This is a genomic window from Natronobeatus ordinarius (assembly GCF_024362485.1).
In the GTDB taxonomy this organism is placed as follows: Archaea; Halobacteriota; Halobacteria; order Halobacteriales; family Natrialbaceae; genus Natronobeatus; species Natronobeatus ordinarius.
This window is the reverse complement of sequence record NZ_CP101456.1, coordinates 969,950-994,053: the sequence shown is the minus strand read 5'-3', so window position 1 is coordinate 994,053 and position 24,104 is coordinate 969,950. Positions and strand designations below refer to the sequence as shown.

Genomic DNA, 24,104 nt, shown 5'->3' with positions numbered 1-24,104 from the left:
GACCACGCGATCGCAACCAGTCCCCGTGTCGGTCGACCCGTACGAATACGTCATTGCCCGGGAATCATAGGGGGTTAGCTTCGGTTCTCATGCTTTTCAGTGTGGCAAATCACGGATATGTTGAACCCGGCGTGCAAGATACAGAGGATTAGTGCAGCACGACGACTCCGTTTCTTCCACGTTGAGAGCGGTGAACCATCTGCTCATTACACGTGCAAACTGAGCTACAGACGATTGTCTGATTTCACCGAGACACATCAAACCCTACTGACTACAGAGGAGTTTCTTGACCGGAAAACCTGGTATCCGTTATATGTCCATCCTGCTCGACGACTTGAGTATGAGCGTAATCGGTTCGCTATCGACTGCAGTATCAGTCCTTCGAAATAACCCTGTGATTTTGCTCATTGGGGTGTTTTTCATACTCCCTGGCGAAATATCGGTCCTGTTGGACATTTACGTGAGTCCGCTCGCCCAGTGGCTGTTCATTCTGATTTCACTTTTCGTTACGCCGTTTCTGCTCGGTGGCCTGATCACGATGATCAACGAGGGACTCGAGGGATCGACCCGTCTCGGATCGTTCGTTCGTGGCGGGAAGGAAAACTATGTGTCGCTGCTCGGGGCGACGTTCCTGTTCGTGGTGCTCTTGATGGGTGTCTCGTTCATTGGAAGTTTGCTGATGGTATTCGTCGGCGTCATTGCAGCGGTTGCCGGCGCAGGGTTGGCTGGCATAGTAGTCGGAGCCGTTCTCCTGCTCGCGGTCCTGGCGCTTCTGTTTCTGTTCATCCAGTTCTACGACGCCGCGATCGTGGTCAGCGATGCCAGGGCGATCGAGTCCTTTTCCCACAGCATCGGTCTCGTTCGGGATAATTTCCTCAGCGTCGTCGGTTTCTCGATCGCTTTCCTTGTGATCACCCTCCTCGGACAGGGACCAGGGATGGCACTCTACCTCTCGGCCGTCGAGTTCACCGACACCGGCGAGACCGTGCTCGCCTCCGAATCGACGCTGTACCTCTCGGTCGCGGTGACGCTCGTCATCGGGACGATCGCGATGGCCTACGCCTACACCTACTTTATCACCTACTATCGGAGTCTCGTCGACGACCCGGCCGCCGCGACGATCCAGTAGGCAACGACGGGGCAGTCCGACGCCACCGTCGGCCGACCCGATCTTGCACAACAGCTGGTTCGAACTACTTTACTCGTCCAGATCAGCATACAGCCGACTTAATCCACACTCAGAGCAGACGAAGGTGTTTACACTAAATTTTTGTTTGGCTCCGAGGGAACCAAGAATCCCCTCTCTATCTTCTTCAGAGACGAACTGTAGATTATAGCCACTTGCAGTAAGAGTCATTTCGTCCGTTCCGACACCACAATCCGGACACCGTGGAGGTACCTCAACCATATAACGTGAGTTCTTTCGCTAACCATATCAATATCAGCGTGACCGACATGCGCTCTGTATTCATCAGATCCTATCTCTCAACTACTGGAGAGAAACAAAACAAAATTATGAGTCGCGTTGCTAATCCCTCTCAGTATCGCACCAGTGTTCTACGACCGCGAGGACGAACTCGAGTAGCCGCTGCCGGCTCGAGAACGGTTCGTCGTCTCAGACCGCCTCCGGGCCGGTGTCGCCGGTGCGGACCTGGCAGGCGTCCGTCACCGGGAGCACGAAGATCTTCCCGTCGCCGGGTTCGCCCGTGTTGGCTGCCTCGCGGATCGCCTCGACGACCTCCTCGGCGGGCACGTCCGCGACGACGACCTCGATCTTGACTTTCTGGTGGAGGTCGACGGCGTACTCCTCGCCGCGCCACTGGCCTTTCTTCGCGGGCTGGGAGCCCCGACCGGAGACGTTCGTCACGGTCAGCGAGGGGGCGCCGACGCCCGCGAGGGACTTCTTGACGGCACTCAGGCGGTCGGGGCGAACGATCGCGGTCACCAGTTCGATGTCGGTCGCGTACCCCCCGTCGGTGCGCAGGCTCTCTTCCGGAACGCCTCCGTCGGTCGCGAGTTCGGGCCTGCCGAATTCGGGGTAGGTGTCGACGCCGTGCTCGGCGACGTCGAGGCCGTCGCGCTCGTGCTCGGGCGTCACGCGAGCCTGGCCGGCGAGTTTGAACGCACCCCAGACCGCCGCGGTCGCGAGGACGGTCCAGATCGTGATGACCGCGACGCCGACGAGCTGGGGAACGAACGCGCCCGCTTCGATCGAGAAGATGCCGCCGGCGATCACACCGTCACCCACGGTCGTCGCGCCCTCGGCATTCGACCACAGCGGGAAGAGGATCAGGCCGAGCATCCCCGCGCTACCGTGGACGGGGAAGACGGCACAGACGTCGTCGATCTTCAGGCGCTTCTCGACGAACCGGAAGACGATCGGGAGCTGGGCGCCGGCGATGAATCCGATCGCGAGTGCACCCATCGGGGTGAGCAGGTCGGTCGGCCCCGTGACGCCGACCAGCCCGGCGAGCATGCCGTTGGCGACGTAGAGGGTGTCGACCTTCCCGTTCAGGTACAGCGAGACGGTCGCGGCGCCGATCGCGCCCAGTCCCATCCCCAGCGCCGTGACCATCGCGACGCTGCCGACGTAGTCGAAGTCGGCCAGTTCGAAGGTGCCGGGATCGATCACCGTCGCGGCCGTCCCGACGTTGAAGCCGAACCAGCCGAAACAGAGGATCAGCGTGCCGAGCACGGCGAACGTCATCGAGTGGCCGGGGATCACGTTCGGCGAGCCGTCGTCGTCGTACTTGTCCATCCGGGCACCGAGAATCCAGGCCGCGGTGAGCCCGGCGACGCCGCCGACGCCGTGGACGACCATCCCGCCCGCGAAGTCGGCAAAGCCGAGGCTCGCGAGGATCGGCGTCCCGCCGGGGGCGTACCAGACCAGCGCCGCGACGACCGGGTAGATGACCGCTGCCAACAGGAAGGTGTAGGCGACGTACGCGCGCAGCTTCGCGCGACCCGCGACCGCACCGGAGACGATCGTCGCCGCGGTCATCGCGAACACCGCGCTAAAGAGCCACATCGCCCAGTCGAACGAGCCCGCGCCGAACATCGTCAACGGCGAGGACTCCCCGCCGCCGAGGATCGAGCCGACGTTGTTCGCGATCCCCATCCCGATCAGGAAGAAAACGCCGATGCCGACCGCCCAGGTCAGCATGTTCTTCGTCAGCTGGTTCGCCACGTTCTTCGAGCGCACCTGGCCCGCCTCGAGCATCGCGAAGCCGGCGTGCATGAAGAAGATGAGGAAGGTGACGGTGAGCGCCCACATCAGGTTCATCCCCGTCGCCAGCGACTCGAGGTCGCCCGTCGTCACCTCGAGGACGGTCGGCTCGATCATCCGGCCACCTCCTCGAGTTCGGCACTGTGTCCGAGAATTTGTAAACGTTCGTCTATCGAATTCGGCGAATATCCTGCGAGTATTTCGAACATCACGGTTGAATCGGATGTCTGTCTATAGTATAAGGATTAGCGTTGACGTTCGTCTATGTATAATGGTGTGATGGTGACGAGCGTACAGAGGTGGGTACAGTCTAGTCGATATAAGGTCTTCGACCGTCCAGAAATCGGCCGGTTTCGGGTCTGAAACTGGGCGAACGACGACCGTCACAACGCCCGACCGTCGTCGAATCCGACAATTCGGCCCGACCGTTGGTTCGTTCTCGCCCGTGCGCGGCAAATATTGTCACACCGGGGCGCTCGAGCGGGTCGAAATCGGACGGGGTGGACGTTCGTCGGGTTCGGCGGCTGAACGCGCCGGCGCGATCTTACAGCTGGGTGGCGACGTCCTCGGCGAAGTAGGTGAGAATCAGGTCCGCGCCGGCACGTTTGATCGACAGCAGCGACTCGAGGGCCGTCTCCTCGAGGTCGAGCCAGCCCTTCTCGGCGGCGGCGTGGAGCATCGCGTACTCGCCGGAGACGTTGTAGGCGGCGATCGGATGGTCGAACTCCCGGCGGAGCGCCGAGACGATGTCGAGGTAGGGCAAGGCGGGTTTGACCATCAGCACGTCGGCGCCCTGCTCGACGTCGAGGCGAACCTCCCGTAGCGCCTCGCGCGCGTTGGCGGGGTCCATCTGGTAGTGACGACGATTTCCGAAGGCGGGCGCGCCGTCGGCGGCGTCCCGGAACGGCCCGTAGAAGGCGCTCTCGTACTTCGCCGCGTAGCTCATCACCGGAATTTCGGTAAATCCCTCGCGATCGAGTGCGCCTCGCAACGCGGCGACCATCCCGTCCATCATTCCGCTCGGGGCCACCATGTCCGCCCCGGCCTCGGCGTGAGAGACGGCGATCCGTTCGAGGCTCTCGAGGGTCGCGTCGTTGTCGACGGTGAGCGAGGCGTGGCCGCAGTCACCCTCCCGGATGCCCGTCTCGAGCGTCCCACAGTGGCCGTGGTCGGTGTACTCACAGAGGCAGACGTCGGTGAGCACGTAGGCGTCTGTCTCCGTCGTGATCCGTCGCGTCGCCTCCTGGATCACGCCGTCGTCGGCCCACGCCCGGGTACCCTCGGCGTCTTTCTCGGTCGGGATGCCGAACAGCATGACGGCCTCGACGCCCGTCTCGAGTACCTCCTCGACGCGGGCGACGCTCTCCTCGAGCGGGACGCGTTCGTGGCCGGGCATCGACTCGATCGGAATCCGGCTGTCGGTCGTCGCGTCGACGAAGACGGGTGCGATGAAGTCCGTCGGCTCGAGGCTCGTCTCGCTAACGAGCTCGCGGATGCGATCCTGGCGGAGTCGCCGCGGGCGATGAGTGAGGTCCATGTCCAGTGCTCCGGCCGGCAGGCGAAAAAACCACGCGTTCGATCTTCGCTCGTGCTCGCGTTCGCGTCGGTGAAATCGGCATTTCAGTGTTCCGAAAACTTATGGCCCACACTGGACACGGTACCGACATGAACCGCCGCACCCTCCTCACCGCCACGGCCGGTGGCGCCGCCCTCCTCGCGGGCTGTCTCGGGGCCGACGACGACTCCGGAACGGATCCCGGGAGCGAACCAGAATCCGAAGACGACCCATCTGAATCGGACTCCGAACCGACGAGTCGGGACGACCCCGAACTGCCCGTGTTCGACGAACCGTCCGTCGTGGACTTCGAGACGGCGCCGCTGACGGCGGCCGTCGTCGGCGGTCGGATTCGCACCGACGACGGCCTCGAGGTCGGCCTCGAGTTCGCGGAACCGGCGACCGAGGAGTCGCCGGCGACGCTCGTCGCGGCCGTGCGAAACGGGATGTCGTACGAACAGACGTTCCGACCACGCCGGCTGGTGGCCTTCGACGACCCCACCACCGGACGAACTGCGGACAGGGAGACGGTGTACCTCGTCCCCGCGGGAGACCACCCGCTCGCGGAGACGTCACCGGACTATGCCCGCGACGACGACGACGGCCGCTGGCGGCTCGAGTCGGTGGGTGAGGACTGGTTCCCGGAGACGATCACCCTGGCTGGCGAGGAGACGGTCGTCGGCGAGCACTACCTGCTGGGACATCACGCGCGAAACGAGCCGCCGATCGACGTCGGCCGGTACGACTTCCGCTGGCGCGGCCGCGGGTTCACGATCGCCGTCTGGGAGACGGACGCGCCGGGCCCCGACGAGACGTCGCGATTCGACGGGGCGTCCGTGCCCGACCTGCCCACCGAGGACGAACTCGCGTGGTACCACGAGGCGACGCCCGCGGCGGAAGCGTACCTCGAGCCCGACGTCGAATCGGTGACGGCCCCGGCGAAGGTCTCGTTCGAACTTGTCAACCACAGCCGGGAGACCATGAGCGGCAATCCCTACTACTGGCGGCTGTACAAACTCGAGGACGACGCGTGGTTTCCGATCGGGCCGTGGGAGTGGGTGCTTCCGTACGCGTCTCTCAAACCCGGCGCCGTCGACGAAACTGCGTTGTTCCTCTACGACGGCGAGCCGATCGACAGGCGTGGCGAACGAACCGTCGGCTACCTCGGCGGCGGTCGGTACGCCTACACGGTCGATTACAGCCGAGACGGCGAGACCCACGCGGCGATGGTCGACCTCGAGGCACCCTCACTCGAGGTCGAGCCCGAACCCAACGCGACGATCGAGGACGAGGGGGAGACGATCGTCGTCGAGTTGCCGAATTACGCCGACGCCCGTCGACCGGCGACGGTCACCGTCACGCGCGCCGACGCCGACGTCGAGGAGGTCGACGAGCGGCTGCTCCCCGAGCAGCTTCCCCGGCGGCCGTTGCGTGGCTTTCGGAACGCACTCCCCCTGTTCGACGACGGCGTGAAGACCGTCCGGGTGAAGACCGACCGGGGGACGGCTCTCCGACGGTTCGGCTACGAGGAAAGCGAGCGACGCACGATCGCCTACGAGGGGCGGACGTTCGAGGCGACCGGCGCGCTCGAGGACGAGTAACGAACCCGTTCAGACCATCGCCTCGTCGCCGACGTCCGGATGCTTCAGGACGTACGCCACGAGACGATCGACGTACGATTCGAACGGCGGGCACTCGAGGCCGCTCCCCTCGAGCGCGCGATGGGTGTTCGGACAGGCATACCGGGTGGGGTGATCGAGATAGTCGAGTGCGGCCGGCTCGAGTGGCGCACCGCGGGCGGCGAGGCGTTCCATCGTCGCCCGGCCGATCGATTTCGTCGTCGGCACCGTCACGGTCCGGTGGCCCGTCGCCGTCGCGAGCGCGTCGACGAACTGCGGGACGGTCAGCGGGGCGGGGTCACAGAGCTGGTAGACCTCGCCGACGGTGTCCTCGCGGCCGCTCAGGTGGGCAATGGCGTCGATCACGAAGTCGCGGGGGACGACGTTCAGTTCGGCCTCGGCCGAGCCAGGGAGCGAGAACGAGAGCGAGCCCCACCGCGGCTGGGCGAGCAGCCACCGGAGCAGGTAGTACGGCCCGTCGTACTTGTCGGTCTCCCCGCTCTGGCTGTCGCCGACAACGATCGCCGGCCGGTAGATCGTCGCCGGGAGCCCCTCGACCATCCGATCTTGTACCGCGACCTCGGCCAGGTACTTCGTCGCCTCGTAGTGGTTGTTGAAGCCCTGACCCTCCTCGAGGTGGGCCTCGGTGAACACGCCGTCGTACCGGCCGCTGACGTAGCACGTGCTGACGTACTGGAACCGATCGACGGCGAGGTCCTCGGCGACGTCGAGGACGTGCTCGGTGCCGCGGACGTTGACCGCCTCGGCGAGCCCCCGGTCGACGCCCAGGTCGTAGACCGCCGCGAGGTGGTACAGTTCTTCGACGGAATCGAGGTCCTCGAGGGCGTCCCCCAGCCCCAGGTCAGGGTCCGTGATGTCGCCCTCGTACAGCTGGATCGAGTCGTCGCCGACGTCGGCCTCGAGTTCCTCGACGATCGCCGTCGCCCGCCGCTCGGCCTGGTCGCGGTAGGCCGGCTGGACCAGACACGCGACGGGACCGTCGCCGCGGGCGAGCAGGCGTTCGATCAGGGCGGAGCCGAGAAAGCCCGGAAAGCCGGTGAGGAAGATCCGGGGGTCGGCCATCACAGCCACCTCATCAGCCGCCGCCGGAACTGCGTGAGCCCGCTCAGGATGCGAACGAACGCCGACGCCGGCACGCCCGGCGGGGCGTCGAGCGGCCCCAGCCGGGAGACGGCGATCGTTCGGGGCTCGAGGTAGCGACGCAGCCCCTCGGGGCCGTGTCGTCTGCCGAGCCCCGAGTCGCCGACGCCGCCCATCGGCGCGTCGACGGCCGCCCAGCCCGCCGTGTAGGCGTCGTTCACGCAGACGGTTCCGCAGTCGATCTCGCGGGCGACCTGGACCCCTCGTTCGCGATCGGCCGTCCAGACGCTCGCGTTCAGGCCGTAGGGCGAGTCGTTGGCCGCCTCGATTGCCGACTCGATGTCGGCCACCGGCGTCACCGACACCACGGGGCCGAACGTCTCCTCGCAGGCGACCCGCGAGCCCGGATCGACGTCGGTCAGGATCGTCGGCTCGTAACAGTACGGCCCGACGTCGGGGCGGTGACGACCCCCCGAGAGCACCGAGGCGCCCGACTCGACCGCCTCGGCGACGTGTGACTCGACTCGCTCGAGCTGGGCGCCGTCGATCAGCGAGCCGACGTCCGGCCCGTACTCGAACTCGAGGCCCATCGAGAGCCTGCGGGTTGTCCCGACGAAGGCGTCGAGAAAGTCTTCGTACCGGGACTCCTCGACGTAGATGCGTTCCGGGGCGAGACAGAGCTGGCCGGCGTTGGTGAACGCCCCTTGCACCGCACCGCGGGCGGCCGCCTCGAGGTCGGCGTCGGCGAGGACGATCATCGGATTCTTGCCGCCGAGCTCGAGCGAGCAGCCGATCAGGTTCCGCCCGGCACGCTCGGCGACGGTCCGCCCCGTCTCCGTGCTGCCCGTGAACGCGACGTAGTCGACCCGATCGATCAGCGCCGGACCGACGGTCGGCCCCTCGCCGGTGACGACCTCGAGGACGCCCTCGGGCAGCCCCGCTTCCTCGAGCAATTCGGCGAGCGCGAGCGCGATAAAGGGCGTCTTCTCGTCGGGTTTGAGCACGACGGCGTTACCCGCCAGTAAGGCGGGGATCGCGTCGGTCACCGCGAGCGTCAGCGGGTAGTTCCACGGCGCGATGATCCCCACGACGCCCACGGGGTCGACCGTTACGCGAGCGTCGGTCGCCAGCGGAATCGCGCCGCCTCGTCGCTCGTCGGCGAGCATCGACGGCCCGCGCTCGGCGTAGTACGAACTCGTCAGCGGGACGTCGAGGACCTCCTCGACGCCGTGGCGTCGAGATTTGCCCGTCTCGAGCTGGAGCAGGTCGAGCAACTGCTCGCGGCGCTCGAGGACGAGGTCGCCGAACCGGCGAAGCGTCTCCGCACGGGCGTCGACGGGGACGCGCTCCCAGGACGCCTGCGCCTCGCGAGCGCGCTCGACCGCGGCGTCGACGTCTGCCTCGTCGCAGTCCGGAATCCGACAGATCTCGTCGTCCGTGATCGGGGTCCGGACCTCGATCCCGCCCTCGCGCTCGGCGTCGATCCGGCCGGCGAGGGACTCGAGTCGCCTGGTGGTCAGACGCGTCTCCCCGAAGATCGGTGGGGCCGAAGATCGTGACATGGGTTCACTGATATGTCGAAAACACCTGTAGCTGTTGGTCGCTCGAGCGAACGGCTGGTGCCGGTATAGGGGATCACGGTCTCGGCAGAACCATTTACCTGGTAGAGTCTACTACTACAACTATGTCCACGTCGGTCAAGGTCACTGACCGGACGAAAGACTGCCTCGAGAAACTTCAGGCGGAGATTCGTCTCGAGACGGGTCGGAAGGTGACCCAGCAGGAACTCCTCGAACGGATCGTCACGGACACGTACGAGTCGAGAGCCGAGGTGATCGACTCGTTTCGTGACGAGTTCGAACCGCTTTCGGACGAAGAGACCGAGCGGTGGCTATCTGGAACGGTCGCTTCGGGAGTCGAAACGGACGAAGACGACATCGACGACATCCTGTACGGCGAATGAGCGTGTTCATCGATACTGGCGTGTTTTTTGCCCATCACGACCGGGACGCGGCGAGACACGAGTCGGCGACAGCGGCACTCGACACCGTTCTCGGTGGCGAATTCGGCCAGCCGTACACGAGTGAGTACGTCTTCGACGAAACCGTGACGCTGACCCGAACCCGTACGGGTCGATACGACGCAGCCGTGACCGTCGGACGACGGATCCTCGGTCGAGGGAAGTACCCGTCGGTCGTTGAACTCCTGTACGTGACGGAGTCGATCTTCGAGGCGACGATCGAGACGTTCGAACAGTACGACGACCATACACTCAGCTTCACCGACGCGAACACCATCACGCTCCTCGAGGAGCACGAGATCGACGCCGTGCTCAGCTTCGACGACGACTTCGACGGGATCGTCGAGCGACTCGATCCCACTACGCTCGCCGACTAGTACTCCGTCAAGCGTCGACTGCAGGGTCGAACCGGCCTTCGGCGACGGATTCGACCCTGCAGATCAGGCTTGACAAAGCACTAGCGTCGTTCGCCCCTGGAGCCATCACCGACGAGCGACGGCGGCGGCGCGATCCCCAGCGTCCGGCGTACCAGGTACTCGAGGCCCGCGAGCACGAGGACGCCGACGAGGAGTGCCGACGCGCCCCACGCGTACAGCGTCAGCGGCGTCGGACTGATCCCGAAGCCCGGGCCCTCGGGCGGCAGGGTCTCGAGCGAGCGCAGCCACGTCCGGTAGCTCGCCCAGCCGAAGGCGACGAGAACGGCTGCTGGCGGGGTGAGGAGGCGGAGCCGCCCCGCGAGGACGACGGGCACCGCTCCGAGGAGGACCAGGCTCACGGTGAACGCGATCAGAAGGGCGAGTCCGTAGGGGTCGACGGCACCGAGTTCGGTCGGCGGCGGGAGGAGGGGGCGGTGCTCGAGCGCGGTCTTCAGTCGGTCGACCGCCAGCAGGTGGCCGACGCCGACGGCCAGCGCGAGCCACTCGAGTCGCGTCGGTCGGGACCGGTCTGCGGTCCTGCGGACGTGCTCGATCGGGACGGCGACCAGCGCGAACGGGACCACGACGACCGCGGTTCCACCGAGGACGAACCAGGAGTCGGGTGATTCGCCGAACGCGATGGGTGGAACGGCCGGAAGGACGAGCAACAGCCCCACGATACCGGCGGCCGCGACCCGACACCCCTGCTGCCAGCCGACCCCGAGCGTCGCGCCGACGAACCCGAACACCCCGACGAAGAACAGCCACGTCGTGGCGTCGTACTGTCGCCACCAGGAGACCGGCGAGCCGGCCGGCAGGATCGAAAACGCGACGGCGACGACGAGGAGGAGGCCTGCGGCACCGAGGAGCGCCGCCCGGGCCACCGCCCGCCGACTCGAGTCGAAACCGCCGTCGATCGTGGCGCGTTCGTCGCCCGTCATAGTACGAATCGAAGCCAGCCGACGACGAGGAGAACGACCGCGACGGGGTGCGCCGCCAGCGCGACAACCACGCGGCGCGACGGCCCCGACGCGTCCCCGGCTCGTCTTCGAGCCAGACTTCCGACGAGGTAGGCGACCGATCCGAGCGGGAATCCGAGCAGGAGGAAGCTCGCGACGCCGGCGGCGACGAGTCCCGGCTCGAGTCCCGACCTGACGGCCTCACCTGCCACGAAATAGCCCCAGATCCCGGCGATGGGGGCGCTCGAGGCGAGCCAGCTCACCAGGATGCCGCCGTCGAGGCGCGCGTGGAAGGTGGCCACAACCGTCCCGAGCGGAACCGCCAGGAGCGCGGCGACAGCCGCCGCACCCGCGACGCGGGTCGCCCCCGTGAGGGTGACGTCGACGGCGAGAAACGCGCCGAGGCCGAGTGCGACGCTCCAGGCGGCGGTCCGTCGGGTCTGCCTCGAGTCGTGACCGACGAGGAGCGCCTGCCGACCCGTCCGACGGGTCTCGTCGCGGTCGAACGCGCCGCGACGATCGGCGATGAGGACGGCGGCCAGACCGAGGAGGAAGGCGGCAACGCCGGCGACTACAGCGGATACCGTCGTCGCCTCCCCGGCCAGCGGAGCCGTCTCTGCGGCCCGCGTGGTCGTCTCCGCGGCGGCGTCGTCGCCGAGCATTTTGAGCCGTTCCGGGCCACGAGCGACGACGGCTGCGACCATCGCCACCAGCCCGACGAGCACCACGGGCGCGAACAGTCGCTCGAGGGCGTCCGCGAGGCGCTCGACCAGCCCAGGCTCGCCCGCGGCGACGATCACCGCTCGCTTGCTCGGCTCGTACACCCGGACCTCGCGGCCGTTCTCGCCATATCGCGTCTCGACGGGCTCGAGCAGGCCCGCGGACTCGAGTTTGTCGACGTGGTAGCCGACGTTCTGGATGCTGGTCTCGAGGTCGTCGGCCAGCTCGGATCGGGTCCGGCCGCGCTCATAACAGGCGGCGAGGACGGCCCGGGAGGTCTCAGAGCCGAGGGCGTCGAACAGCTTGTCGGCTTCCTCGTCGTCCAGTCCGACGACGGAGGGCTCTTCCGGCTCGCCGCGCAGACGCTCGACGAGTCGGCCGGCCAGACGGTCCATACGCGGTGATCGTTACGGCGAGTGAAAGAGTCTCGGGGAACTCAAAGTGCGATTTGAGTCGGGAAACGAGATGGGTGCGGTGTGCAAACACCGTCCTCGAGCACCGCGCTCACCAGTCGGTCAGGTCGGCGGTCGTCGAATACGCGTCGCCGAAGACGTGGTGTTCGGTGACGGTGACGCGCCGGAGGTCGCCGCGAACCGTCGCCTCGATGCGGTAGCCGGTTTCGACGAGGTCGTCCGAGCACGACATCGGCCATCGCGAGTCGTCGACGGCGGCGACGAGCAGGTCCAGTCGGGCCTGTGAGGTCTCGTACGCCGCGTGGGCCAGCTCGACCGTTCCGCACTCGCTTGACGCGTACTCGACCGTGCCCCGGACGACGACGGTGTCGCCGTCGACGGTCACGTCCGGCGGGTCGTCGACGCCCAGCTCGGTGCCGGTCAGTTCGAACGACGTGTCGAGGCCGATCCCCGGAATCCGGTCGAGACAGCCGGCGCCGGCGACGACGCCGCTTCCGGCCGCGAGCGCGAGAAACCGCCGTCGATCCATACTCGAGTCGACGAACGAGGAGAACAAGTGCCTTCGGGGAGGTCAAATACCGACTGCACCTAGGCCGTCGCTTCCTCGAGGCCGGCCCGTTCTTGGGCGCCGAGTGCCTCGACGAGCAACTCGGCGACGTCGACGATCTCGATGTCGTCCTCGAAGCCGCCGGTCTTGCGGCCGTCCTCGTACATCGTCATGCACATCGGGCAGGCGACGACGAACTTCTCGACCTCGGCGCCGGCGTCGGTGTCCTCGAGCGCCTCGCGCAGGCGTTCCTCGCTCGGCTTGGGCTCTTCCTCGAAGTCCATCCAGAGGCCGCCGCCACCGCCGCCACAGCAAAAGGAGTCGGCGCGAGAACGGGGCATCTCGTACAGTTCGGCGCCGGTCGCGCGGATGATCTCGCGGGGGGCCTCGTACTCGTCGTTGTACCGGCCGAGGTGACAGGGGTCGTGGTAGGTGACGGTGTAGTCGAGTTCTGTTCCCGACAAGTCGAGTGCGCCCTCGGTGACGAGTTCCTCGATGGCCTGGGTCCAGTGGAGCACCTCGACCTCGCCCTCGGCGTTCCAGAACTCCTCGTACTCGAACGGCATCATCGGGTCGTCGGCGAACTCCGCGAAGTCGACCTCCGGATACTCGTTCTTGAAGGTGTTGTACGAGTGTGGGTCGGTACAGATGAGCTTCTCGAACTCGCAGGCCTCGAAGGACTCGACGTGGTGGCCGGCGAGCTCGAGGTAGAGGAACTCCTCGCCGATCCGGCGGACGTCGTTGCCGTCGTACTTCTCGTCCTCGAAGAGGATGCCGAAGCTGACGTCGGCTTCCTGGAGGATGGTCGCCAGCGAGCGGGCGACCTGCTTGTTGCGCTCGTCGTAGCTGGGGTAGTCGCCGACGTACCAGAGGTACTCGACTTCTTCTTCGCGGGCGTCGGTGAGGTCGAACTCGAGGTCGTCGGCCCAGTCCGCGCGCGAGTGTGGTGAGTCGCCGAACGTATTCCCGTTTTGCATCAGGTTCTGGAAGACGTCCTGGACGTTCGGGTCGACGTCGCCCTGGTCGGCCATCTGGCGGTTGAGCCGGGTGAACGACTTGAGGTGTTCGATCTCGACGGGACAGGCGTCCATGCAGGCCATACAGGCCATACACGACTCCATCGTCCGTGTGTCGATCACGCCGCCGCCGTCGGCGACGATCGGTTTCTCCTCGCCGTCGGCGTCGAGCGATTCGCGGTAGGACTTGAGGTCGAGGATGACGTCACGCGGGTCGAGCGGTCGACTCGAGGCCTTCGCGGGACAGACGGCCGAACACCGGCCGCACTTGGTACAGGCGTCCTGGTCGAGCAGCTCCTTCCAGGTGAAGTCGTCGATGGATTCGGCGTTGGTCGCGTCGAGGTCGGCAGGGACGTTCGGCAGCCGCCGGCCGGCCTTCTCGTCGCGGGTGACGACGTTCGCGAACGAGGAGAGCATGTGGAACGGCTTGGCGTAGGGGATCCACGCGATGAAGAAAAAGGCGAGCAGCGAGTGGCTCCACCAGGAGAGCCAGTGGAGCGTCTCGGCGTTGGCCCCGACGACGCCAAGACCGAACTCCACCCCGCCGGCGGTCGGCAGGCCGACCGCGCCAAACAGCATCGCCAGCCCGTAGCCGACGAAGCTGACGACCTCGTGTTCGGGCATGCCGGTGATGTAGATGCGAAGCCCTTCCAGGAGAAATCCGCCGACGCCGAGGCCGAAGAGCGTCCAGATGAAGATGTCGTCCTCGTTCGAAGTGTGTCGACCCCAGAGGCGGTGGTTGCGGACCCAGTAGCGTCGGTACATCGCCATCCCGATCCCGACGACGAACAGCAGCCCCATCGCGTCGACCATAAACTGGTAACCGAGGTAGAAGTCGCCGTACCAGAACGACTCCCCGACGACGAGCCCGTAGGCGTACTCGTCGAACGCCAGGATCGACGTCGCGATGAACAGCGACAGGAACCCCCAGAGGATGAACGCGTGCATCAGCCCGCCGTACAGATCCCTGTTGAACTGCTTTTCGTTCGTGAAGACGATCTTCGTCGCCGATACGATCCGTCCCGGAAGTTCGTCGACGCGGGGGAACGAGTCGTCGTCGCCCGCCGCGTACCGTGCGAAGCGGGCGTAGACGCCGTACGCGAAGACGAGAATAGTGACGGCCGCGAGGAAGTAAAACAGCGCCTTCTCGACGCTGCTGATCCCCAGGTAGGTCTCCCTCGTTACGTCCGCCTGTGCTACGACCTGCATGTACTACTCCCGGTTCAGAGACGACTTAATTCTTGTCACACTGTCCCGAGCTAACCCCTGTGCCGTCTTCCGGGAATTATACCCTCGTTTCGAGTTTCTATGGATGTGTGTCGATCCCTCTCGTCCGACGCTATCTGGCAACAGGCTTAAATAGCCGCCCGTCGCCAGTGTCCATCCATGAACGAGAAAACGGAGGAACTCAGGGACATCTTCACCAGCGTCACCGACGGAGAGGAGACGATCACCGAATCCCAGGTGGATACCCGGGGTTCGCTCGAGCAGGACGAGCGAACGGTCGACGAACGCCTCGAGAGCGTCGTCGCCCAGATGCGCGAGCGCTACGGGTTCGACGCGGGGCTCGAGGACGAGGCGTACCTCACCGTCGCGAAGCGCTTCTACGAGGGCGAGAGCGACGAGGCGATCGCCGAGGAACTCGGCGTCGACGCCGAGACCGTCTTCGAGGCCCGGATGGCGCTGCATCTCGTCGCCGAGGACGATGCCGACGAGGTCGATCTGGTCGCGATCCGCGACCGCGAGGAGGACGACGCGACCCTCGCCGCGGAGTACGGCGTCGACGAGACGCGAATCCGTCGTTACCGGCGCGTCGCGGCGGCGAAAGACGAATCGCGGGCAGCCAACGACCGCTACCGCGACGAGTTCGACGACGTCTTAGCCGACTCCGCCCTCTCCGAGCGGCTGGCCACGGACGTCCGCGAGGACGGCCTCGCCGACGCCACGGAAGGCATGGAGACCGACGTTTCGTTCTGAGCCAGGCTTTTTATCGGATGCCGGGGCGAGAGCCCCCGTGACGCGGGTTTCGTTCAGCGACCTCAGGACGGCAGCGTACTGTCCACGGAAACTCTACTACGTCAGGCGTGAGGAGCGTCGCGAGCCGCCGCCCGAGGTCGACGCCGTTCGCGACCTCGCGTTTCGGTACGAGGAACTCCTCGAGACCGAAGACGAGGCGCTTGCGAACGAACCGATCGCGCTCCCGCCCGCGACGTATCGCGCCCGACTCGAGCGCACCCGAACGCGGCTCGAGGAACACGACCGCTGGACCGCGCTGTGTCACCCGAGCGAGCGCGACCACCTGACGACGGGGCGACACTGCCGCGGAGTCGTCCACAAGGTGCTCGCCGATCCGCTCGAGCCCGCGCTCGTCTCGCCGGGTCGACCACCCGACCGAGGCGTCTGGGAGCCCCACACCGTTCACGCCGTCGCCGCCGCGAAGGCCCTCGCCTGGGAACACGAGACGCCGGTCGAGACGGCCTGGCTCGAGTATCCCGCCTACGGAGCGATTCGTCGACTCGAGTTGACGACTCGCCGGAAGGCCCGCTACCGGCGGGCGCTCAGGGCAGTCCGGGAACTCGACGGGCCGCCCGCGCGGACACGAAACCGGGAGAAGTGCGCGTCCTGTTCGTACGCGGGAGAGTGTGGCGTCCGGACGCGGACGTTGCGGTCGTTGCTGGGATTCGGATGAATCGATCAGTTCACGGCGAGCCACTCGGCGATCTCGTCGGCCAGCGCACCTCGGCGATAGATCGCGTCGCTCGAGACGTCGACGACCGTGCTCTCGGTGCCGTCGGTCTCGCCTCCGTCGAGGACGACGGCAGCAGCGTCGGCGAGTTCGGGATCGAGGTCCGCGACGCGCCGGACGCTTTCCCGGCCGCTCACGTTCGCGCTCGTCGCGGTGATCGGCGTGCCGGCCCGTTCACACAGGGTGAGCGCGGCGTGGTGGGCGGGGACCCGGACGCCGACCCGATCGGCTCCCGACGTCAGGACGTCGGGGACGACGTCGCGGCGGCGACAGAGCACCGTCACGGGGCCGGGGAGGAACTCGGCCATGAACTGCCGCTCGCGATCGGTCACGCGGACGAACTCGAACGCCGCCGGCACCGACGGCACCGCGAGCGAGATCGGATTCGAGCGATCCCGACCTTTCACGTCGAAGACGCGTTCGACGGCGTCGTGGTCGAGGGCGTCGGCCCCCAGCCCGTACACCGTCTCGGTCGGGTAGACGACCAGCTCACCGGCGCGAATCGCCTCCGCAGCACGCTCGAGGTCCATATCCGGTGTCGGCTCGTGGTGGACAAAAACGTACCGCGTTCGCCGCGGACAGCGAGCCGTTTCGAACGAGAGATGGGGGTCGAAACGGTTCGTCACCGTGGAACAATCGGTGGCTGCCCGCACCCACTCGAGTGCTGCCCGACAGTACGTCGGCCATAATAATGGCTGCCGCCGTCTGGCACCGCGTATGGGCCTTCACTCGCCGCGGTCGTTCGAAGACGACGTTCGGCAGTCGGTGTACGAGTACGTCGAACGTCACGGGGCCGCCTCGCCGGCGGAACTCGCGCGCTCCGTCCGGATCGAGGACGAACCGCCACAGTCGAAACCCGCCCGCTCGGGAACGGATACTCCGGACGTCTTGCTCTCCCGCGACGCGCTCGAGGCTGCCATCGAGGGGCTGAAACGAGAGGGGCACCTCGTCGAGACCGACGGAAAGCTCCGGCTCGCCCTCGAGGGATCGCCGACCGAACGCGAGGTCGCTGCGGGCACGGTGACGATCCGCCCCGCTCGTGAGGAAGATCGGGCGGAACTGATCGCCGCAATGCGGACGGTCGGGAGCGAGGAGACCTACGTCGTGGCCGAGGACGTCGCCGACCACCTCGAGAGCGAACCCGCGCTCGTCCGCGTCGACGAGGAGCGATCACGCGTGTTCTTCGTCGCCGTCCTCGAGCGCGAGCCGGCCGATTCGGAGACGGGCCGCGACGAGGAGCGGGCGGCCGTCGAATCGACGGCGACGGTCGTCGGCTGGCTCCACGTCGACGCACCCGAACTCCCGTCGCTGTGTCACACCGCCGAACTCACCGTCGGCGTCGTCCCCGACCACCGCCGGGAGGGGATCGGCTCGGCGCTGCTCGAGTACGGTCTCGACTGGGCCGAAGGGGAGTACCGGAAGGTCTACCAGAGCGTTCCCGCGACGAACGAGCGTGCGATCGCGTTCCTCGAGGAGACCGGCTGGACGCGGGAGGGCGAACGGGAAGAACACTACCGGATCGACGACGAGTTCGTCGACGAGGTACAGTTCGCGATCTGGCCGTAGGATGATTTTACAGGCGGACTAGGGGAATTCCCCGGGATGATTCACCAGCAGCGCGCCTCGAAACGGCGCCGACTGATGACGGTTCCGCCACAGTCGGGACACGTATAGACGTCGCGAGTCGGCCGTTCGTGGAGGGCCCAGTCGCCGTCGACCGGACTCGCGTGATCACAGTGGGGGCAAAAGAGCACCCCCTTTCGGTTCGTTACCGCGGTCGGCGTGGATGGAGGGGCATTCACGGTATTCGAGGTAGGTGGCGAGCAGGCAAAACCCTGTCCGCGACGATCGTTCCTGACGATTTTGCGTCGAGCTGCGCCGACCGCTTGCTCGCGGCCGGGAACGAACCCGATCGTTCACGCTCGTCCGACAGAGTACCGAACTGCTCGCTCGAGGTGGGTCGGTCCATCCGGGCCTGCCAGTGAACCCCCCAGAAGTATGGTCCTCGGCGGGGTACGATCCTCGGACCGATGAGAGAGACGCACACGCACGACGTCGACCGCGAACTCGGAATCGAGTTCGGCGATCTCGAGTCGAAACTCGAGGCCCAGGAGTATCCCACGACGTGCGAGGATCTCCTCGAAGAGTGTGGTGATCACGTCGTCGAGCTTCCGAACGGGTCGGCGACGGTAGGTGAGGTCCTCGGCGTGCTCCCGACGGTGACCTACGAGTCGCCCGCGGACGTTCGACAGGGCGTCTTCACCATGGTCGGGAGCCGAGCGATCGGGCGACGGTACTACTCGGATCGGACGCCACCCGCCCTCGGCGAGCGTCGAGAGGACGACCAGCTGTCGTTCTGACCGGCCGACGACGCCGGCGATCAGGAGTCGTGTCGCCTGAACAGCGGCGCCTGGGCACCGTCGCCGAGTGCCTCGACGCGGAGGGTCTGCGCGTCGTCAGTCGCGCTCGCGAGGTAGAGCGCACTGTTGAGCAAGCCGATGTGGCTGAACGCCTGGGGGTAGTTCCCCAGGAGCGTCCCGTCCGGCCGGCCCATCTCAGAGAGCAAGCCGAGCGGCGACGTGAACTCGAGGACGCTCTCGAAGAGCTCCTCGGCCTCTTCGAGCCGTCCGGAGACGACGAGCGCGTCGACCAGCCAGAACGAGCAGAGCAGAAAGCCGCCCGGCTCGCGTGGGCGGGCTTCGCTGTTGGCGAACCGGTAGACGAGGCCCTCGTCGGTCGTCAGCTCGGAGCGCACGGTATCGATCGTCGACTGGACGCGCTCGTCGTCGGGCGGCAGGAAGTCATACAGCGGGATCAGCAGCGCCGTCGCGTCCAGTGCCTCCTCGGTGTCGTAGTGCTGGACGAAACTGCCGATCGACTCCTCGTAGCCGCGCTCGAGGAGTTCCGCTCTGATCGCTTCGCGCTCGCGCTCCCAGCGCTCGAGCGGCCCATCGCGGTCGTACTCCTCGGCGAGCTGGATCGCGCGATCGAGGGCGACCCAGCACAGGAGCTTCGAGTGGACGTAGTGGCGCGGGTCGTCCCGGAACTCCCAGATGCCCGCGTCGCGTTCGTCCCAGTGGGCACAGACGTAGTCGGCGAGGGCGTGGATCGACTCCCAGTCGTACGTCGAGAGTCCGTCCTCGTAGCGGACCGTCTCGTAGATCCCCTGGACGATCGTTCCGTAGACGTCGAGCTGTTCCTGTTTCGCGGCCGCGTTGCCGATCCGCACCGGCTGTGAGTCCCGGTAGCCGGCGAGGTGCTCGAGGAACTCCTCGCCGATGTTCGTCTCGCTGTGGAGGCCGTACAGCGGCTGGATCTCCGCGGGTTCTTCGTGGCCGATCTCCCGGAACCAGTCGAAGTAGCGTTCGGCTTCTTCGGCTTGCCCGACGTTGTACAGCGCCTGGACGGTGAATTTGGCGTCCCGGATCCAGTTGTAGCGGTAGTCCCAGTTGAGCTCCCCGCCGAGCTCTTCGGGCAACGAGGTCGTCGCCGCGGCGGGGATCGCCCCCGTCTCCTCGTGGATGAGCAACTTGAGGACGAGCGTCGAGCGGACGAGCGCGTCCCGCCACCCCTCCTCGAACGAGAAGAAGTCGCCCGCCGACTGCGCGCACGTCTCGAGCCAGTCCCGCCAGTAGGCGACCGTCTCCGAGAGCAGCTCCTCGCGCTCAGCGTGCGGGAGGCGTTGTGAGTGTTCGTACTGCAGGCAGAGCCACGCCGTCTCTCCCTCCTCGACCGACAGCGTCGTCGTCGCCTGCCCCGCCGCACACTCGGCGGAGACGTCCTCGGGGAGGTGCAGGTGCAGGTGTTCGCCCGCGGCGCTCGCGACGAGTTCGTCTCGACCCGCCGTCTTCACCGCAGTCGATTCACGGCCGTAGTCGAATTGTGGTTCGAATCGGACGTCGAGTGAAACCGACCCCGACGTTCCCTCGAGTTTGCGGTACACCGACTGCTGGAACCCCTCGTACGGTTGCGGGCCGTCGGTCACGGGCATGAAGTCGGTCATCGTTACCCGACCCGAGTCGGTTTCGAACGTCGTCTCGAGGACGTTCGTTTCCTCGAGGTAGGCGTGACTCGCGTCGTACTCGTCTGTGGGAGACACGGCGAAGCGCCCGCCGTCGTCCGCGTCGAGGATCGCCGCGAAGACGCTGGGCGACTCGAGGTGGGGAAAACAACACCAGTCGATCGAGCCGTCGCGGGAGACGAGTGCACAGCGATTGTCGTTGCCGATGATGCCGTAGTCGTCGATCGGCGGATATGCTGAGTCCATGGCGGCGTGCGGTTCGGCCGAGCGGTGGCTCGGTCCGTCGGGCGACGTACCACGTGAATCCCGAAAAGCGTGCGTTCCGCCCGCGAGGAAAGTCGTCGATCGAAGACGGTCTGGCCAGCTGTCGCGCCGACACGGCTGCGGTTCACCCTCGCGACGCTAGATGTCGACGTCGTCGAGCTCGAGCAGGTTCAGCTCGAGGTTCCAGAAGGACGCGGTCTCGGGCATCGTCCCGGAATCCCCTGGCTCCGGCTCGTCGTCGTCGTTGGGTTCGATCAGCAGGTATCCCAGTTGGATGCCCGGCCCATCGTCGTCGATACGGATCGCGTACACCTCCCAGTCGCTCGGGTCGTCGAACGCGTCCACGTCGTCGTAGTGCTCGAAGAACGTATCCCTCGCCAACGTCCCGAACTGTGCCAGGACGTCGAAATCCACGTCCGGACGGTAGTGTTGGGCCTGTATCACGACGGTCTCGTACTCCGTTGCCGCCGCGATCGCTCCCGGGGTGCTTACCGCCGCCCCGGTGCCGACTGCAAGGCCCGCCGCGCGCGCTCCAGTCTTCGTCCACTTTCGAGTCGACTCCGCTGCCTGTTTGTGCCCTTCGTCTCTCATTGTCGTCTCGAGTGAGACTCCAACGACGCGGTTCCTAAACCCCCACAGCCGTCACTGAAGGGGGACGCGTCCCGGGTTGGTTCGCTACCGAACGGTCCGGGACGGCGCCGGGCAGGCTGTCGGACCGAGCCGGGTTCGACACCGAACCAGGCTCGACGACAGCGCCGTCGTGCCCGACGGCGGGTCAATTTCGTCGTCCCCAGAAGAGGGAAATACCGCGCCCTCGAACCACCGACCGATGCTGCTGGTCCTCTGTGTCGACCTCGACGACGATCTCGGCCGCAAAACCGGCTTCTCGACGCCGGTCGTCGGCCGCGAGGCGGTCGAGGAGGCAGCCGTGGCGCTGGCGACCGCCGATCCGGAGGATTCGGACGTCAACGTCATCTTCCAGGGGCTGCACGTCTACGACGACCTCGAGACGCGCAACGAGAGCGTCGAGGTCGCCGTCGTCACCGGCAACGACGGCTCCGACGTCAGCGCCAATCGCGAAGTCGGGGAGGAGGTCGACACGGTCCTCGCAACGCTCTCGACGGGCGAGGACGTCAGCGCCCTCGTCGTCACCGACGGCGCACAGGACGAGTCCGTCATCCCCGTCATCCGCTCTCGCGTCCCCATCGACGGCGTCCGCCGCGTCGTCGTCCGACAGGCACAGGACTTAGAGTCGATGTACTACACGATCAAGCAGGTGCTCGACGACCCCGAGACGCGGGGGACGATCCTCATCCCGATGGGCATCCTGTTGCTCATCTACCCACTCGCCCTGATCGGCACGCTGCTCGAACTCCCCGGCCTCGTCCTCGGGACGACCTCCGCGCTGCTCGGCCTCTACCTCATCTCCCGCGGACTCGGCCTCGGCGAACGGATCGACACGGCCGCCGAACAAGCCCGTCGATCGCTGTACGCCGGTCGGATGACGCTGATCGCCTACGTCGTCGCCGCGGCGTTGCTCATCCTCGGCGGCGTCAGCGGCGTGAACACCCTCGAGCACCACCAGACGGCCGCCGACGGCCCGCTCGACATCCCGATCGTACTCGCGGCGCTCGTCTACGGCTCGATCCAGTGGTTCGCCGCCGCCGGCGTCACCACCAGCCTCGGCCAGATCACCGACGAGTACATCGCCGGCCGCCTCGAGTGGCGCTATCTCAACGCTCCCTTCTACGTCGTCGCGATCGCAGTCGTTCTGCACGCCGTGAGCGCCTTCTTCCTCGGCGAGGTCTCCATCGCGTACGTCGCGACCGCGCTGACCGCCGGGACGCTGCTGGGGATCGCGAGCACGCTCGCGTTCGCCATCGCCGAGTCACACTTCACCGAGGACGGAACCCGGCGGGCGGAAGGCGCGTGACGTCACGTAGCTGCCGCCGTCCCACTCATACGGATCGTCGTCCCGTGGTATCGATGATCGCCCCACCGTTCGAGCAATTACCGGTACCGAATCAGAACAGGCCAGATCACTCGAGGGGGTAACGGTGAGCTACCCCTGCTTACTCGCCGCTGTGTCCGTCTCGTGTCGCGTACCGAGCGCGGTGACCGTTGCAGAGATAACCGTGATAACGATCGAGATACTGCCGACGAATACTGCCAGAACACCACCAAATGCGACGTACCACACCGTAAACCAGATGGCGGAGATAACTGCGAGCCCCTCGGTCAACGCGACCACCGTGAGATAGGTAACGAGAACGAGACAGAAAAACACGATCGAACTCAACACGTCCGCAATGACCGCATAGCCGATGACGGTGGACAGTCGATCTTCAGACAGGTATGCTACTGTAATGCCACAGCCGACCGCACCAACAAGCCCTCCGACAGGATTCCCATTTCCAAGAATTGACGTCAAGAATAGCCCTGCCAGACCAGTGAGCAACCCGACAACAACGCCAGCTACTATCGGACTCCGAATCCGCAGTGACCCGACGCGAACATCGCGTTCCATAACACTCGATACTCACTAACCTCTGAATTCATCCTGACCCTAAAGGGTCAGGTATTCTCCTCGGTTTTGTATAAACCGACCGTCCGTCGATCGGTCGCTATCGTTCCCGTTCGACGACGAACTCGGCGAGCTCGAGCAGGTAGTCCCGCGCCGTGGTGTCGACCACGTCGACGGTCTCGAGGGCGTCGATGGCGCGGTCGGCCTCCGCTCGGGCGCGGTCGGTCGCTTCCTCGGGCGTGAGATCGGTCACCTGGACGAGCGACGGTCGTTCCATCTCCGCGTCGATGCCGGTCGGCTTGCCGAGCGCCCTCGGGTCGGCGACCGTATCGAGCACGTCGTCGCGGATCTGGAAGGCGATGCCGACGCGCTCGGCGTACTCGCCGAGGGCTTCGACGGTGAAGGCGTCGGAGCCGGCCGCGATCGCGCCGAGTTCGGCCGCCGCCCGAAAGAGCGCGCCGGTCTTCCGGCGAGCGAGCGTCATGTACTCCTCCTCGGTGGCCGGCTTCGCCGAGAGTTCGGTGGCCTCGCCGACGCCGAGTTCGACCATCGACTCGGCGACGACCTGCGTGGCTTTCGGATCCGAGGAGAAGAGCGCGAACGCCTCCCCGAGAAGCCCATCGCTCGTGACGATCGCCGGCCCGTGGCCGAATTCGGCCCACGCGCTGGTCGTCCCGCGGCGCAGCTCAGAGCGGTCGATGATGTCGTCGACGACGAGCGAGGCCGTGTGGACGAGTTCGATTCCGACGCCGAAGTCGACGGCGTCCTCGGCCGACCCCCCGACGGTTTCACAGGCGAGCACCGTTACCGTCGGTCGAACCCGCTTTCCCCCAGAAAGCACGACGTGTCGAACTTCGTCTCTGAGCGGCTCGGGTTCGACGCCGTCGACCACGGCGACGAGCCGCTCTTCGATCAGCGCCCGACGGCGCTCCAGAAGTTCCATTACACGCGCTTAGG

General features: G+C 66.2%; 23 protein-coding genes. 9 read left to right on the top strand and 14 right to left on the bottom strand.

Translation table 11 applies throughout. The features are described 5' to 3' along the window. Positions 1-313 precede the first annotated feature (313 nt). Complete coding sequence (locus NMQ09_RS05090) at positions 314-1,129, top strand: DUF7847 domain-containing protein (protein WP_255193363.1); 816 nt, start codon at positions 314-316, stop codon at positions 1,127-1,129. Positions 1,130-1,615: 486 nt separating this feature from the next. On the opposite strand, the gene NMQ09_RS05085 is transcribed toward NMQ09_RS05090, so the two are convergent. Together NMQ09_RS05085 and hemB are read right to left on the bottom strand one after the other, a co-directional pair. After that, positions 1,616-3,343 carry an ammonium transporter gene (locus tag NMQ09_RS05085; RefSeq protein WP_255193362.1) on the bottom strand — a complete coding sequence of 576 codons (1,728 nt, stop codon included), beginning with the start codon at positions 3,341-3,343 and terminating at the stop codon, positions 1,616-1,618. Between the two features lie 427 nt (positions 3,344-3,770). Beyond that, positions 3,771-4,763 carry a porphobilinogen synthase gene (hemB, locus tag NMQ09_RS05080; protein WP_255193361.1) on the bottom strand — a complete coding sequence of 331 codons (993 nt, stop codon included), beginning with the start codon at positions 4,761-4,763 and terminating at the stop codon, positions 3,771-3,773. 128 nt (positions 4,764-4,891) lie between these two features. On the opposite strand from hemB, the gene NMQ09_RS05075 reads away from it, so the two are divergent. After that, the gene (locus tag NMQ09_RS05075) at positions 4,892-6,382 is read left to right on the top strand and encodes a hypothetical protein (protein ID WP_255193360.1); all 1,491 of its coding nucleotides are present in this window, start codon (positions 4,892-4,894) and stop codon (positions 6,380-6,382) included. A 9-nt stretch (positions 6,383-6,391) separates the two neighbouring features. Here NMQ09_RS05075 and NMQ09_RS05070 read toward each other — a convergent pair whose 3' ends face one another. Then, on the bottom strand, positions 6,392-7,483 hold the full coding sequence (locus NMQ09_RS05070) for an SDR family oxidoreductase (RefSeq protein WP_425607259.1): 1,092 nt from the start codon (positions 7,481-7,483) through the stop codon (positions 6,392-6,394). Further along, positions 7,483-9,063, bottom strand: a complete 1,581-nt coding sequence (locus NMQ09_RS05065) for a succinic semialdehyde dehydrogenase (RefSeq protein ID WP_255193358.1) — start codon at positions 9,061-9,063, stop codon at positions 7,483-7,485. The genes NMQ09_RS05070 and NMQ09_RS05065 overlap by 1 nt, the downstream gene beginning before the upstream one ends. Positions 9,064-9,185: 122 nt before the next feature. On the opposite strand from NMQ09_RS05065, the gene NMQ09_RS05060 reads away from it, so the two are divergent. Then, positions 9,186-9,464 (top strand): hypothetical protein, encoded by a 279-nt coding sequence (locus NMQ09_RS05060; protein WP_255193357.1) that lies wholly within the window; start codon positions 9,186-9,188, stop codon positions 9,462-9,464. Beyond that, the gene (locus NMQ09_RS05055; RefSeq protein ID WP_255193356.1) at positions 9,461-9,898 is read left to right on the top strand and encodes a type II toxin-antitoxin system VapC family toxin; all 438 of its coding nucleotides are present in this window, start codon (positions 9,461-9,463) and stop codon (positions 9,896-9,898) included. The genes NMQ09_RS05060 and NMQ09_RS05055 overlap by 4 nt, the downstream gene beginning before the upstream one ends. An 80-nt stretch (positions 9,899-9,978) precedes the next feature. Here NMQ09_RS05055 and NMQ09_RS05050 read toward each other — a convergent pair whose 3' ends face one another. The 4 genes from NMQ09_RS05050 to NMQ09_RS05035 all read right to left on the bottom strand — a co-directional run bounded on the left by NMQ09_RS05050 (position 9,979) and on the right by NMQ09_RS05035 (position 14,801). Beyond that, positions 9,979-10,878, bottom strand: coding sequence for a hypothetical protein (locus NMQ09_RS05050; RefSeq protein ID WP_255193355.1), 900 nt, complete (start codon positions 10,876-10,878; stop codon positions 9,979-9,981). Further along, a complete protein-coding gene (locus NMQ09_RS05045; RefSeq protein ID WP_255193354.1) occupies positions 10,875-12,011 on the bottom strand; it encodes an ArsR/SmtB family transcription factor in 1,137 nt (378 codons plus the stop codon). The genes NMQ09_RS05050 and NMQ09_RS05045 overlap by 4 nt, the downstream gene beginning before the upstream one ends. Positions 12,012-12,120: 109 nt before the next feature. Further along, complete coding sequence (locus tag NMQ09_RS05040; protein ID WP_255193353.1) at positions 12,121-12,558, bottom strand: hypothetical protein; 438 nt, start codon at positions 12,556-12,558, stop codon at positions 12,121-12,123. A 59-nt stretch (positions 12,559-12,617) separates the two neighbouring features. Then, positions 12,618-14,801, bottom strand: a complete 2,184-nt coding sequence (locus NMQ09_RS05035) for a heterodisulfide reductase-related iron-sulfur binding cluster (RefSeq protein ID WP_255193352.1) — start codon at positions 14,799-14,801, stop codon at positions 12,618-12,620. Between the two features lie 177 nt (positions 14,802-14,978). On the opposite strand from NMQ09_RS05035, the gene NMQ09_RS05030 reads away from it, so the two are divergent. Both NMQ09_RS05030 and NMQ09_RS05025 read left to right on the top strand, forming a co-directional pair. After that, positions 14,979-15,569, top strand: a complete 591-nt coding sequence (locus NMQ09_RS05030; protein ID WP_255193351.1) for a conditioned medium-induced protein 4 — start codon at positions 14,979-14,981, stop codon at positions 15,567-15,569. A gap of 37 nt (positions 15,570-15,606) precedes the next feature. Continuing rightward, positions 15,607-16,281, top strand: coding sequence for a CRISPR-associated protein Cas4 (locus NMQ09_RS05025; RefSeq protein ID WP_255193350.1), 675 nt, complete (start codon positions 15,607-15,609; stop codon positions 16,279-16,281). Between the two features lie 5 nt (positions 16,282-16,286). Here the strand turns inward: NMQ09_RS05025 and NMQ09_RS05020 are convergent, their stop codons facing one another. After that, complete coding sequence (locus NMQ09_RS05020) at positions 16,287-16,868, bottom strand: L-threonylcarbamoyladenylate synthase (protein WP_255193349.1); 582 nt, start codon at positions 16,866-16,868, stop codon at positions 16,287-16,289. 187 nt (positions 16,869-17,055) lie between these two features. Here NMQ09_RS05020 and NMQ09_RS05015 point away from each other — a divergent pair, with 187 nt between their 5' ends. Next, positions 17,056-17,904, top strand: a complete 849-nt coding sequence (locus NMQ09_RS05015; RefSeq protein ID WP_255193348.1) for a GNAT family N-acetyltransferase — start codon at positions 17,056-17,058, stop codon at positions 17,902-17,904. 41 nt (positions 17,905-17,945) lie between these two features. On the opposite strand, the gene NMQ09_RS21220 is transcribed toward NMQ09_RS05015, so the two are convergent. After that, a complete protein-coding gene (locus tag NMQ09_RS21220) occupies positions 17,946-18,092 on the bottom strand; it encodes a DUF8106 domain-containing protein (protein ID WP_486637753.1) in 147 nt (48 codons plus the stop codon). 276 nt (positions 18,093-18,368) lie between these two features. Here NMQ09_RS21220 and NMQ09_RS05010 point away from each other — a divergent pair, with 276 nt between their 5' ends. Beyond that, positions 18,369-18,698: a DUF5789 family protein gene (locus NMQ09_RS05010; RefSeq protein WP_255193347.1), complete on the top strand. Its 330-nt coding sequence runs from the start codon at positions 18,369-18,371 to the stop codon at positions 18,696-18,698. A 20-nt stretch (positions 18,699-18,718) separates the two neighbouring features. On the opposite strand, the gene NMQ09_RS05005 is transcribed toward NMQ09_RS05010, so the two are convergent. Both NMQ09_RS05005 and NMQ09_RS05000 read right to left on the bottom strand, forming a co-directional pair. Continuing rightward, complete coding sequence (locus NMQ09_RS05005) at positions 18,719-20,605, bottom strand: glycoside hydrolase family 15 protein (RefSeq protein WP_255193346.1); 1,887 nt, start codon at positions 20,603-20,605, stop codon at positions 18,719-18,721. Between the two features lie 156 nt (positions 20,606-20,761). Next, positions 20,762-21,214 (bottom strand): calcium-binding protein, encoded by a 453-nt coding sequence (locus NMQ09_RS05000; protein WP_255193345.1) that lies wholly within the window; start codon positions 21,212-21,214, stop codon positions 20,762-20,764. A 238-nt stretch (positions 21,215-21,452) separates the two neighbouring features. Here NMQ09_RS05000 and NMQ09_RS04995 point away from each other — a divergent pair, with 238 nt between their 5' ends. Next, on the top strand, positions 21,453-22,556 hold the full coding sequence (locus tag NMQ09_RS04995; protein WP_255193344.1) for a DUF373 family protein: 1,104 nt from the start codon (positions 21,453-21,455) through the stop codon (positions 22,554-22,556). A 129-nt stretch (positions 22,557-22,685) separates the two neighbouring features. Here NMQ09_RS04995 and NMQ09_RS04990 read toward each other — a convergent pair whose 3' ends face one another. Together NMQ09_RS04990 and NMQ09_RS04985 are read right to left on the bottom strand one after the other, a co-directional pair. After that, positions 22,686-23,150, bottom strand: a complete 465-nt coding sequence (locus NMQ09_RS04990) for a hypothetical protein (protein ID WP_255193343.1) — start codon at positions 23,148-23,150, stop codon at positions 22,686-22,688. A gap of 97 nt (positions 23,151-23,247) precedes the next feature. Further along, complete coding sequence (locus NMQ09_RS04985) at positions 23,248-24,090, bottom strand: polyprenyl synthetase family protein (RefSeq protein ID WP_255193342.1); 843 nt, start codon at positions 24,088-24,090, stop codon at positions 23,248-23,250. Positions 24,091-24,104: the final 14 nt, after the last annotated feature.